Here is a 12,631-nt window from a genome sequence, read left to right as displayed (position 1 = left end):
AGAATGGTGGCTCAGAACTTTCGGTAAGTGCCTTGCCTTCGTCCCTCCGATAGGGCTGCTCAACGCTCCAAACATGGAATTCAACGATTATGGGAAGAAACAAATTTTCAGCAAAGGAAATAAAGGCTATCAGTAAGCTGTTGCGCAGAAAGAATGCTGGCAACCGCTATCAGCAGAAGCTCATACGCCATCAGTTGCGTGTGGACTACGAATTTAATATCTCCGACTTCAACGAGCCGGGCAAGGCTTTTGGCGAGGAGGATTTGCAGGCTACCATCGACCGCGGGGCAATCCAGGTGCTCGACGATGCTACCATCGAGGCGATGAAGGCGAAACGTGCGCGCGACAAGGCACAAAGAGAGTCCGAGCAAATGCAGGATGCTGTGGACACGGGAGAAGCCACCGACTGGCAAGAGGCTATGCGCGAATGGCAGGCCTGGGAGGACGGACAGAAAACGGAAGAATAATGACAACAGCCGTATGGAAAACTTCGCAGCTATTGATTTCGAAACGGCCAACAACCAGCGCACCAGCGTGTGTAGCGTGGGCGTTGTCATTTATAGGAATGGCGTTAAGGTGGACCAGTTCTATTCGCTCATCAAGCCCGAACCCGAAGTTTATAACTATTTCTGCACACAGGTGCATGGTCTCACAGCCATCGACACGCAGAGCGCGCCACTCTTCCCCGAGGTATGGGCCGAGATTGCGCCCCGCATAGAGGGCTTGCCCCTCGTGGCGCACAACAAAGCCTTCGACGAAAGTTGCCTGAAAGCCGTGTTCCGCTGCTATCAGATGGACTACCCCGACTATCCTTTCTATTGCACCCTCGCGCGCTCCCGACAAGTGTGGCCCGAAGGCTCTCACACCCTCGACCTCATCGCAGCTCGCTGTGGCTACGACCTGCAAAACCACCACCATGCCTTGGCCGATGCCGAAGCCTGTGCTGCCATCGCGCGGGAGATACTTTGAGATATTCTACTCCTTTACTTTGTACGACGACATCCTTTGTCGTCTTTTTTTATACATTACTTTAAGCCCTTGGGACGTTTAAGTGAATATATCCCACTATATTTGCAGGCGAAAAAAATCCTTACATAATCAGAAATGGAAGAACCTATCACACTGGTGGTCGTGGACTGCCAATACGATTTCTGCCATCCCGCGGGCACGCTCTATGTGAAAGGGGCGGAAACAGCGGTGGAAAATATCCTCCACTTTATTTCAACGACGGACAACATCGCGGAAGTGATTTTCACCGTTGATTGGCACCAAGCCAAAGACGATTCGTTTGCTCCGCAAGGTGGGCCGTGGCCGCCCCATTGCATACGTTTCTCACAAGGCGCGCAGATCGACCCACGCCTCGTGCAAGCCTGCTTGGAGCGCGACATACCTTTTCAGGTGATACGCAAAGGGGAGGTGAAGGAAACCGAAGAGTATGGGGCTTTTCAATATATCTTGGAACTCGCCCATGGCAAATACCGCCTGGCCACTATGACCGACGAGGTGATTACGACCAACAGGCCCATGGCCATTTGCGGCGTGGCGGGCGACTACTGTGTGTTGGAAACGCTGAAAAACCTCGTGAAGCGCAATTTCTCTGTCCGCGTCTTTGCCCAAGGTATTGCTTCCATCGACGGCGGTAAGCGCCTGGACGACTATGTACGCCAAGAGAACTTGGAGTACTGCTGAGGAAAGTTTTTAGTCCACGAATGGACACGAATAAGGCGAAGAAGCACGAATTTTTTTCTTATTACTTAGCTTAGGTAGTGGTTTTCGGACTGGTCAGAGTTGTCCGACTTGTCCGAGAGCTTAATAAGCTAAAAGATATAGATTTCGTGTTTTTTCGCCTTATTCGTTCCCTTTCGTGGGCTAAAAAATCCCTTCGAAAATATCTTTATTGCGTCAGCTGACAGCCTTATTCCGTCAGCTGACGCCTTTATTGTATCCGCTCGCACAATAAGAAAAAATTCGTGTCCCTTCGCCTTCTTCGTGTCTATTCGTGGGCTAAAAAAATCCCTTTCGTGGGCAGAAGAAAGCAGGGAGCAGAGCACTCCCTCACTACCCCACGCTGCCTTCGAGACTCACACTAAGGAGTTTCTGGGCCTCAACGGCAAACTCCATCGGGAGCTTATTGATGACATCCTTGGCATAGCCATTGACGATGAGGTCGACGGCGTTTTCGGTGGGGATGCCGCGTTGGTTGCAATAGAAGAGCTGTTCCTCACTGATTTTGGAGGTCGTGGCTTCGTGCTCCACAATGGCGTTGTTGTGGTGAACGTCGATGTAGGGGAACGTGTGCGCACCGCATTTATCGCCCAGCAGGAGTGAATCGCACGAACTATAGTTGCGCGCACCTTCAGCATGAGGCCCGCATTTCACGAGGCCGCGATAAGAGTTCTGGCTATGGCCTGCGGAGATTCCTTTGGAAACGATGGTGGAGCGCGTGTTGCGTCCGAGGTGCACCATCTTTGTGCCGGTGTCGGCCTCCTGGTAGTTGTTGGTCACGGCCACGCTGTAAAATTCTGCTTGGCTGTTGTCGCCCATCAAGATGCAGGAGGGATATTTCCACGTGATGGCCGAACCAGTCTCCACCTGCGTCCAAGAGAGTTTTGAATTCTCTCCGCGGAGCTGTCCGCGCTTTGTGACGAGGTTGTAAACGCCTCCCTTGCCCTCGGCATCGCCCGGATACCAGTTTTGGACGGTGGAATATTTCACTTCCGCGTCTTTATTGACCACTATCTCAACGATGGCAGCATGGAGCTGGTTTTCGTCGCGCATCGGAGCGGTACATCCCTCCAGATAGCTGACATAGCCGCCGTCATCACATACGATGAGCGTGCGCTCAAACTGTCCTGTGTTGCGGGCGTTGATGCGGAAATAAGTGGAGAGTTCCATCGGGCAACGCACGCCTTTGGGAATGTAGACGAAAGAACCATCAGAGAAAACAGCACTGTTGAGGGCGGCAAAGAAGTTGTCGCGATAGGGCACAACAGAGCCGAGATATTTGCGGACGAGTTCGGGATTTTCACGAATGGCCTCAGAGATACTGCTGAAGATAACGCCTTTCTCTGAGAGGCGTTCCTTGAAGGTGGTTTTGACGGAAACGGAGTCCATCACAGCATCTACGGCCACGCCGCTCAATGCCATACGTTCTTCGAGAGGAATGCCCAACTTGTCGAACGTGCGCATCAGTTCGGGGTCGATTTCCGTCTTGCCGTTCGGTTTTTTCTTTGTCGGGTCGGCGTAGTAAGAAATGGCTTGGTAGTCGATCTCTGGGAGGTTGACGTGTCCCCAAGTGGGTTGCTTGAGTGTGAGCCAGTAGCGATAGGCCTTCAGGCGGAAGTTGAGCATCCACTCCGGTTCCTCCTTTCGGCGGGATATTTCGCGGATGACCTCTTCATTGAGGCCGCTATCGATGATATCAGTCTTAACGTCCGTGGTGAAGCCGTATTCGTATTTTTTCTCGGCTACACTGCGGACGAATTCATTTTGTTCTGCCATAATGATTGAGTTTTCGACCAGCGTTAATGCTTCTTCGGCTTATCGCTGGTAGTTTTCTTTCGATGAGTGGGCTTTTGCTTGTGGCTAACATCCACCCAAACTGTGTCGCCTGCCGTTTGCTGAGCGCGCAGACTATCGGAATCGACGGTCGATGAGGATGCCTCCGTAGAAGCATGGTCGAACGCCCAGCCGAGGAAGCCTTTGCAGGGAGCATAGAGGTAGGATGTTGATGTCTTGCTCTCGTCGAGGATGCGGAGACCTCCCATCACGTTGAGGACGCAGCTAAGGAGAATGAGATATTTCACTACGCTGACGCCCACGCCGAGAAGGCTGTTGGGAAGCCCGAGGCACATGCCTTTGAGTGCCTTTGTCACGACTTTTGCCACAAAGCCGAGGGCGATGGGCACGATGATCCAAAGGATGAAGAAAGCCACGACGCTGGTCATCATGTTGGTCTGACTACCGTCGACTGTGAGGTATTCGCCCAACGTGGAGTAGAACGTGGCGGCCACAAACAGGCCGAGCAAGAATCCGACGGCACTGGCGAGCTGCTTCACAAAACCGTCGTGCCAGCCGTCGTAGATGGCCCACAAAAGGACTATAAGTAAGAAAATGTCCAACATTCTTGTTCCTATATATATTATATGTGTAGAAAAAACGGATGAAAGGATTGGGAGAGAATCCTTTCCAACCTTTCATCCGTCAGTATATCAAAAACTGTGCCTTTGGAGTGTTGGCCGGCCGCTCCCACCTCGCGGAGAAGGGATTGCGGCAAGTCAGCAGTCCGCGTGCTGTTTACTTCAGTTTCTGCTTGATTTCGATTTCTTCGTAGGTCTCGATGATATCGCCCTCCTTGATGTCGTTGCAGTTGGCAAGGCTGATACCGCACTCGAAGTTCGTGCTCACTTCCTTCACATCGTCCTTGAAGCGTTTCAAGGCGTTGATGGCGCCGGTGAACACTACGATACCGTCGCGAATGAGGCGGGCCTTATCGGTGCGCTTCACCTTACCGTCGGAGACATAAGCACCGGCCACAGTACCCACCTTGGAGATGTGGTAAACCTGGCGCACGTCGATGGTAGAAGTAACCTGTTCTTTGACAATCGGCTTCAACATACCTTCCATAGCCTGGCGCACATCGTCGATAGCGTCGTAGATGACGGAGTATTGACGAATTTCGACACCTTCCTTATCGGCCAACTTGCGGGCTGCCTGACTCGGACGAACCTGGAAGCCTACGATGACAGCTTCTGAGGCTGCCGCCAGCGTCACATCGTTCTCGCTGATCTGTCCCACGCTCTTGTGGATAACATTGACCTGAATGGTCGGCGTGCTGAGCTTGATAAACGAGTCGGAGAGTGCTTCGACAGAACCGTCCACGTCGCCCTTGACGATGATATTGAGCTCTTGGTAGTCGCCCTGCTTGAGGCGGCGGCCGATTTCATCGAGCGTCAGCATCTTCTGCGTACGGAGGTCCTGCTCACGCTGGAGCTGTTCGCGCTTAGATGCAATCTCGCGCGCTTCTTGTTCAGAGGACATCACGTGGAACTGGTCGCCGGCCTGCGGTGCGCCATTGAAACCGAGGAGCGTAGCGGCCATAGCGGGGGCCACCTCCTGGATGCGCCCTCCGCGCTCATTGAAGAGCGCTTTCACGCGGCCGAAGCTCGTTCCGGCCAGTACGATGTCGCCCTGACGGAGCGTTCCGTTGCTCACGAGGACTGTGGCAGTGTAGCCGCGGCCCTTGTCGAGGGTGGATTCGATAATCGTACCCATGGCGTTGCGGTTCGGGTTGGCCTTGAGTTCAAGCATATCGGCTTCGAGGAGTACTTTCTCGAGCAATTCCTTAACGCCGATGCCCTTCTTGGCACTGATGTCCTGACTTTGGTACTTACCGCCCCATTCTTCCACGAGGAAGTTCATCGCTGCCAGGCTTTCCTTGATCTTATCGGGATTTGCAGCAGGCTTGTCGATTTTGTTGATGGCGAAAACGATAGGCACATTGGCCGCCATAGCGTGGTTGATGGCCTCTTTCGTTTGCGGCATGATGTCGTCATCGGCTGCAATGATGATGATAGCAATGTCGGTGACCTGTGCACCGCGGGCACGCATGGCCGTGAAGGCTTCGTGACCCGGCGTATCCAAGAAGGTGATGTTTCGGCCGCTATCGAGCGTCACGTTGTAGGCTCCGACGTGCTGCGTGATACCACCTGCCTCACCGGCAATAACGTTGGCGTTGCGGATGTAGTCGAGCAATGATGTCTTACCGTGGTCTACGTGACCCATCACCGTAACAATAGGTGCGCGGGGCTTGAGATCTTCTTCAGCATCTTCCACCTCGGCCACAGCATCCTGCACCTCTGCACTGATGTATTCGGTCTTGTAGCCAAATTCCTCGGCTACAATATCGATGGTCTCTGCTTCGAGACGCTGGTTGATGCTGACCATCATACCGATGTTCATACACGTAGCGATGACTTTCGTTACGGGAACATCCATCATCGTTGCGAGCTCGTTGGCTGTCACAAACTCGGTGAGCTTGAGCACCTTGCTCTCTGCTTTTTCTTCCCGACGTAGCTCTTCTTCCTGGGCACGCACTTGTTCGCGTTTCTCCTTGCGGTATTTTGCGCCTTTGTTCGTCTTGGACTTATTAGTGAGGCGTGCGAGCGTATCGCGTACCTGCTTTGCTACATCTTCGTCGCTAACTTCTTGCTTCACCGGAGCTTTACCGCGGCGATTGTTCTTCTTGCCGCCACCCTGGTTGTTGCCGTTGTTCTTAGCGTTGTTATTGTTGTTGCGATTACGGTTTCCACCGCCACCTTGCTGATTGGCAGCCGCGTTAATATCCACGCGCTGTCCACCACTGATGCGGTTGCGTTTTTTCTTTTCTCCGTTAGCGTTTTGCTGCTTGTTTTCGCGCTCCTTGCGGCGTTCTTCCTTTGTTTTCTTCTTGGGACGCGTGGAGGCATTGATAGCTGCCAGGTCGATAGTGCCGAGCACCTTCGGGCCTTGTAGTTCGGGCGTTGATTTGAGTTCGAATACGCCGTCCTTCACTTGGCCTATTTCGCGGGCACGTTCTTCCACGCTGGCTTTCTGCTTCTTCTGTGGTTCGGCTTTCGCCTCAGCTTTGGGAGCAGGAGTTGCAGGAGCCTCAGCAGGTTTCTTCTCGGGTTGTTCTGCTTTGGGCTGTGGTTTTTCGGCCTTAGGAGCTGGAGCAGCCTCAGGCTTTTTCTCCTCGGCAGGCTTCTCGGCCTTGGGAGCTTCTTTCTTGGGCTGTTCGGCAGGTGTAGCGGCTTTCGGTTCGAGGTCAATCTTTCCTACGACTTTCGGCCCTACCTGTGGGATTTCGGTCTTGATTTCTACCGCCTTCTTGCGTTCTTCCTTGGCTTTCTCCTTTTTGCGCTGTTCTTGTCGCTTCTCTTCTTGTCGAGTTTGGCGCAGTTTTTCAGCTTCGTTGCGGAGGTGCTCATCGGTTTGAAACTCCTTTTTCACCAAGGAGTACTGTTCGTCCGTCAGCTTCGTATTGGGGTTTACTTCCTCGAGCTTGTGACCTTTCTTTTCCAGAAAGTCGACGACGGTTTGCATTCCGACGTTGAATTCTTTGATAACTTTATTTAATCTGATAGCCATGCTTGTTTGTTAAAATGAGGTGCGGCTTTGCCGCGAGATGTGCTAATGTGCTGCTATTGATGATTTGTTTTTGTGCTGTGCCGATGCTTAGTAATGTGTTTATGCCTTTGTTCCGAACAAGCCCGCAGGCCCTTACCACATCAGCACATTGGGTTCGTTTGCCGAACCTTACATCAGCACATTTTTTGACGGTCTCACGCTCGTTATTCTTCGAACTCGGCGCGAAGGACGCGGAGCACGTCGTCGACGGTCTCTTCCTCCAAGTCGGCCTTTTCGATGAGCATTTCGCGAGGAGCATTGAGCACGTCCTTAGCTGTGCGCAGACCGATACCCTTGATAGAGTCGATGACCCACTGCTCTATTTCGTCATTGAACTCGTCGAGGTAGATATCGTCCTCCTCGGGTTCGTTGCTGTCCGACTCGCGGAAGACGTCGATGGTGTATTCTGTCAGCATGGAAGCCAACTTGATGTTCATACCGCCCTTACCGATGGCCAGGCTCACCTCTTCGGGATTGAGATAGACCTCTGCTTTCTTGTTTACCTCGTCCAGGATGATGCGATTGACTTGTGCAGGACTGAGTGCACGCTGGATAAAGAGGGCGGTGTTCGTGGTGTAGTTGATCACGTCGATATTCTCGTTGTGAAGTTCGCGCACGATACCGTGGATGCGACTACCCTTCACGCCGACACACGCGCCAACGGGGTCGATGCGGTCATCGTAGCTCTCAGCGGCAATCTTTGCGCGTTCGCCCGGGATGCGGGCAATGCGGCGCAGACTGATAAGGCCGTCGGCAATCTCGGGGATTTCGGCCTCGAGCAGACGCTGCAAGAATGCAGGACTGGTACGGCTCAAGAAGATTTTCGGGTTTCCGTTGGCATTGTCCACGCGGTCGATGACGGCGCGCACGGTGTCTCCCTTATGGAAGAAGTCGCGGGGAATCTGCTGGCTCTTGGGTAGCAGCAGTTCGTTGTTCTCATCGTCAACGAGGAGCGTCTCGTTCTTCCAAGTCTGATAGACTTCGGCAGAGATAATCTCGCCCACGCGATCCTTGTATTTGTTGTAGAGCGCGTCGTGTTCGAGTTCGAGCACTTTGCTCGCCAGCGTCTGGCGGAGCGTCAGGATGGCGCGGCGGCCAAACTTAGCAAACTCGATGGGCTCACTCACTTCTTCTCCCACTTCGTAATCTTCATCGATTTCGTGGGCTGCGCTGAGCGCAATCTGTTTGTTGTCGTCGGTCACTTCGCCGTCGGCCACGACTTCGCGATTACGATAGATTTCGCAGTCGCCTTTGTCGGGGTTGACAATCACGTCGAAGTTTTCATCGGAACCGAAAATCTTGGCAATGACATTGCGGAAGCTCTCTTCGAGAACGCTTACGAGTGTCGTGCGGTCGATATTTTTCGTCTCCTTGAATTCAGAGAATGTGTCGATGAGACTGATTGTCTCAACTTTCTTAGTTGCCATATATTGTTTTGTTTTGTTTTTTCTGAGAGAGAGAGAGGGGGAGTCTTTTCTTGGTGGGCTCAGACTGGTCGGACGGGTCCGACGGGTCGGAGGTCCTATTGAGAGGACTGGTTCTCAGACTGGTCCGACTGGTCCGATTTGTCCGACTTGTCGGAGGTCCTATTGAGAGGACTGGAGCTCTTGAGAGAACTGCTCCTCTTGATACCAAGAGACTAACAAGCCGCTTGGGGACCTGTTAGTCTACTTGAAATCGATCAGGAGGCGGGTCTCCTTGATGTCGGAGTATGGGAATGTATAGTCCACATCCATCATCTTGGGGCGCTTCTCGCCTTCCAGTTTCTTTTTCTCCTGAACCGTGAGCACGCAGTGTTCGGGGGTCACTTCCTTGAGTAGGCCGGAAAGTTTTTTTCCTTCACGCGTCAGCACTTCCACGCGGTCGCCTTCATGAATTTCATACTGTCGGAGCACCTTGAAAGGCTGACCGATGCCGGCACTGCCCACTTCCAGTTCGAAATCCGCTTCCTCGCGATCGAGATGAGCTTCGATAAATTTGCTCAGCTCTACACAGTCTTCAATCCATACGCCGTCCTGGTGGTCAATTTCTACCACAATACGATCGTCAGTACTGACAGTGAGGTCGGTCAGAAAGTAGTCCTTACCGTCCAACCATTCGTCAACCAGCGATTTTACTAACTTTTTGTCTATCATGTAATAGGGTTGTTGTCCTTAAAAAGAAGTGAGGAACTTTTGCTAAGTCCCTCACTACGACACCGCAAAATTACACATTTATAATATAGTCTGCAAATTTTTCGCAAAAAAAGTGTTTTTTCTGGCAAAAAGCAAGTCCCGACCCACTCAAAAGCGGTGCGTCGGTAGCCTTATTGTATTGGCTGACGCAATAAGGCTGCCAGCTGACTTCCTTATTGTATCAGCTGACAGCCTTATGGGATAAATCGGACGAGTCCGACTGGTCAGACTGGTCCGACCAGTCAGAGACCGAGAGAATAAGGCACGGCTTCGCCTTTCTCCAGGGATTTTTTCACATCCAGAATGCGCTGGTTGCTACTTCCGCGAAACGGGAGGTCGGTATCGCGAAGGGCCTCAACATATCGGCCGTCCACGAGGACATCCAAAAGGCGCAGGAGCGCGAGTTGGGCCTCGTTGCGAATGAGCTGCTCGAAGGTGTAGCCCGTGTAGCACCAAATGGTCTTATCAGTACGGCTGCGGATGGCTGCGGCCAATTCGCTAAAACCTTTGGGCTGAAACATCGGGTCGCCGCCGGTGAATGTGACATTAGCGAAAGGATCGCTCTCTATCTCGGCCATGATTTGCTCCGTCGTCGTCGGCGTGCCGCGGTGGATGTCCCAGGATTGCGGATTGTGGCAACCAGGACACTGATTCTCACAACCAGCACAATAGATGGAGGTGCGGAAGCCCGGACCGTCCACCATTGTGTCGTGCACTATCTGAAGTAGGGAAATCATTGCGCCGTGAGGGTTAGTTTTTGCCGTCGGCAGGCGTGTCCACGTGGGTCACGCGGTCGTGCAGTTCGGCGAGTTTTCCAGAATTCCAGCGGTCGGTTGTGCCCACGAGGTAGCCCGTGATGCGCTGCAAGCGGTCCACATGATGGCTGCCACACTTAGGACAGGTTTCCAGATTGGCCTCCGCATTCTCGTAACCACAGTCCATGCAGCGATTGCGGTTGTGATTCACAGAGCCGTAGCCCATATTGTAGCGGTCCATCATGTCCACTACGCTCATGATCACCTGCGGGTTGTGCGTAGCATCGCCGTCTATTTCGACATAGAAGATATGGCCACCGCGCGTCAAGTCGTGGTAAGGAGCTTCCACCTGGGCCTTGTGGAGTGCCGAGCACTTGTAGTAAACCGGCACGTGGTTAGAGTTCGTGTAGTAGTCACGATCCGTCACGCCCTCGATCAGGCCAAATTCTTTGCGGTCGCGCTTGGTGAATTTGCCGCTCAAGCCCTCTGCCGGCGTGGCCAGGACGGAATAGTTGTGCTGATAACGCTCGCTAAATTCGTTGGCACGGTCGCGCATATAGGTCACTATGCGAAGTCCCAACTGCTGGGCTTCTTCGCTCTCGCCGTGGTGCTGACCGATAAGCGCCTTGAGGCATTCCGCCAGTCCGATAAAGCCGATGCCGAGCGTGCCTTGGTTGATGACACTTTCGATAGAATCCTCGGGCTTGAGGTGGTCTGCATCAATCCAGAGATACTTCATGAGCAGCGGGAACTGCTTTGCCATGGCTGTTTTCTGGAACTGCAAACGCTCGTCGAGTTGGCGTGCTGTCACCTCAAGCATATTGTCCAACTTGGAGAAGAAAGCGTTGATACGCTCTTCCTTATTGTTGATGCCCATACATTCGATGGCCATACGAACGATATTGATCGTGGAGAAACTCAGATTGCCTCGCGCCACGCTGGTCTTTGGTCCGAAACGATTTTCGAACACACGTGTGCGGCAGCCCATAGTGGCCACCTCCCAGCGGTAGCGTTCGGGATCGTCGGCACGCCAAGAGGAGTGCTGGTTGAAAGTGGCATCGAGATTGAGGAAATTAGGAAAGAAACGGCGCGCCGTCACCTTGCAAGCCAACTGATAAAGGTCGTAGTTGGGATCTTCGGGCAAATAATTGACACCGCGTTTCTTCTTCCAAATCTGAATGGGGAAGATGGCCGTCTCACCATTGCCCACGCCTTCGTAAGTACTCTTGAGGATTTCGCGCATAACGCAGCGACCTTCCGCACTTGTATCCGTACCGTAGTTGATGCTGGAGAACACTACCTGGTTACCACCGCGCGAATGGATGGTATTCATATTATGAATGAAAGCCTCCATGGCCTGGTGAACACGGTTTACTGTCTTGTTCACTGCGTGCTGACGCAGGCGCGCCTCGCCCTGCAAACCTTCGAGGGGGCGCAGCTCATAATCATCAACGGGAGCATCATACAGAGCAGAGAGTGACTCGCCCGTCAGTGCTTCCAGATTCTTCAGCTCTTCCTGATAAGTGGAGCGCACATAGGGGGCCAGATAGAAATCGAAAGCTGGGATAGCCTGACCGCCGTGCATCTCGTTTTGGCAAGTCTCTAAGGAGATGCAAGCCAACACAGCTGCAGTCTCAATGCGCTTCGCTGGACGACTGCTGCCGTGACCTGCTGTGAAGCCGTGCTGCAAAATGATGTCGAGCGGATGCTGCACACAGGTCAAACTCTTTGTGGGGTAGTAGTCCTTGTCGTGAATATGGAGCACGTTGTTGCGCACAGCTTCCTGGCTTTCTTCGCTTAGGAGGTAGTCGTCCACGAAAGGTTTGGTTGTTTCCGAAGCAAACTTCATCATCATTCCGGCCGGTGTGTCGGCGTTCATATTGGCGTTTTCGCGCGTGATGTCGTTGTTCTTGGCGTTGACAATACTCATAAAGATGTCGCGCGTCTTTGCCTTGCGCGCTATGCTGCGCTGGTTGCGATAGGCGATATACTTCTGCGCCACGTCCTTGCGCTTACTCTTCATCAGCTCCTTCTCAACGGAGTCTTGAATATCTTCTACGGTCATTTGGCTCTTGCCGCGGAAGTTTACATGGTCCGTAACGAGGTTGATGAGGCTTTCATCCTCACCCTTGTCTGTGTGTAGCATCGCCTTTCTGATGGCTGCCTGGATTTTTTGTTCGTTGAAACCGACGATGCGTCCGTCGCGTTTCACCACAGTTTGTATCATTTCTCTCTGCTGTTTTAGTAGGTTAATTATTGCCTCAAAGCAAATCCGCCATGGCTTAGCTTTTCAGCGACGCGAAATTACAAAACATATTTTGAAAATTATCGTTTTGGACAACTTTTTTATTGTACTAAATTTTTAATATACTAATAATCAATATTTTAATTTTTATTTTGGAAAACTTTCTCATTTTTCATCTCAACAAGAGTTTTCAAAAATAAAAATCAAAGTTGATAACGAATCCTACATTTATGCTCACTTTTATCATCTCTATACTGCTCTTCCATAGACACTTTAGAAGCGTTTCGCTC

The 12,631-nt window shown here is 52.3% G+C and carries 10 protein-coding genes; 3 read left to right on the top strand and 7 right to left on the bottom strand.

The window, feature by feature from the left end; all coding sequences use genetic code 11:
* Nucleotides 1–89: 89 nt before the first annotated feature.
* The 3 genes from ABLA33_RS00505 (at nucleotide 90) to ABLA33_RS00495 (ending at nucleotide 1,689) form a co-directional block, all read left to right on the top strand.
* Entirely contained in the window at nucleotides 90–467 is a 378-nt protein-coding gene (locus ABLA33_RS00505; RefSeq protein ID WP_315091210.1) for a hypothetical protein, read from the top strand.
* A gap of 13 nt (nucleotides 468–480) precedes the next feature.
* Nucleotides 481–969: a 3'-5' exonuclease gene (locus ABLA33_RS00500; protein WP_347718812.1), complete on the top strand. Its 489-nt coding sequence runs from the start codon at nucleotides 481–483 to the stop codon at nucleotides 967–969.
* A 135-nt stretch (nucleotides 970–1,104) separates the two neighbouring features.
* Nucleotides 1,105–1,689 carry an isochorismatase family protein gene (locus tag ABLA33_RS00495; RefSeq protein ID WP_347718811.1) on the top strand — a complete coding sequence of 195 codons (585 nt, stop codon included), beginning with the start codon at nucleotides 1,105–1,107 and terminating at the stop codon, nucleotides 1,687–1,689.
* 369 nt (nucleotides 1,690–2,058) lie between these two features.
* On the opposite strand, the gene sufB is transcribed toward ABLA33_RS00495, so the two are convergent.
* From sufB to ABLA33_RS00460, 7 genes are all read right to left on the bottom strand, one after another.
* Nucleotides 2,059–3,501 carry a Fe-S cluster assembly protein SufB gene (sufB, locus tag ABLA33_RS00490; RefSeq protein ID WP_347718810.1) on the bottom strand — a complete coding sequence of 481 codons (1,443 nt, stop codon included), beginning with the start codon at nucleotides 3,499–3,501 and terminating at the stop codon, nucleotides 2,059–2,061.
* Nucleotides 3,502–3,524: 23 nt separating this feature from the next.
* Nucleotides 3,525–4,124 carry a CvpA family protein gene (locus ABLA33_RS00485; protein ID WP_347718809.1) on the bottom strand — a complete coding sequence of 200 codons (600 nt, stop codon included), beginning with the start codon at nucleotides 4,122–4,124 and terminating at the stop codon, nucleotides 3,525–3,527.
* 172 nt (nucleotides 4,125–4,296) lie between these two features.
* Entirely contained in the window at nucleotides 4,297–7,128 is a 2,832-nt protein-coding gene (gene infB, locus ABLA33_RS00480; RefSeq protein WP_347718808.1) for a translation initiation factor IF-2, read from the bottom strand.
* 203 nt (nucleotides 7,129–7,331) lie between these two features.
* On the bottom strand, nucleotides 7,332–8,594 hold the full coding sequence (nusA, locus tag ABLA33_RS00475) for a transcription termination factor NusA (RefSeq protein ID WP_347718807.1): 1,263 nt from the start codon (nucleotides 8,592–8,594) through the stop codon (nucleotides 7,332–7,334).
* Nucleotides 8,595–8,834: 240 nt separating this feature from the next.
* On the bottom strand, nucleotides 8,835–9,302 hold the full coding sequence (gene rimP / locus ABLA33_RS00470; protein WP_347718806.1) for a ribosome assembly cofactor RimP: 468 nt from the start codon (nucleotides 9,300–9,302) through the stop codon (nucleotides 8,835–8,837).
* Nucleotides 9,303–9,583: 281 nt separating this feature from the next.
* Nucleotides 9,584–10,078 carry an anaerobic ribonucleoside-triphosphate reductase activating protein gene (nrdG, locus tag ABLA33_RS00465; RefSeq protein WP_347718805.1) on the bottom strand — a complete coding sequence of 165 codons (495 nt, stop codon included), beginning with the start codon at nucleotides 10,076–10,078 and terminating at the stop codon, nucleotides 9,584–9,586.
* 13 nt (nucleotides 10,079–10,091) lie between these two features.
* Entirely contained in the window at nucleotides 10,092–12,323 is a 2,232-nt protein-coding gene (locus ABLA33_RS00460; RefSeq protein WP_347718804.1) for an anaerobic ribonucleoside triphosphate reductase, read from the bottom strand.
* Nucleotides 12,324–12,631: the final 308 nt, after the last annotated feature.

This window comes from uncultured Alloprevotella sp. (assembly GCF_963536905.1).
Taxonomy (GTDB): domain Bacteria; phylum Bacteroidota; class Bacteroidia; order Bacteroidales; family Bacteroidaceae; genus Alloprevotella.
The sequence above is the reverse complement of the archived record's forward strand: the minus strand, read 5'-3'. Positions and strand labels throughout refer to the sequence as shown.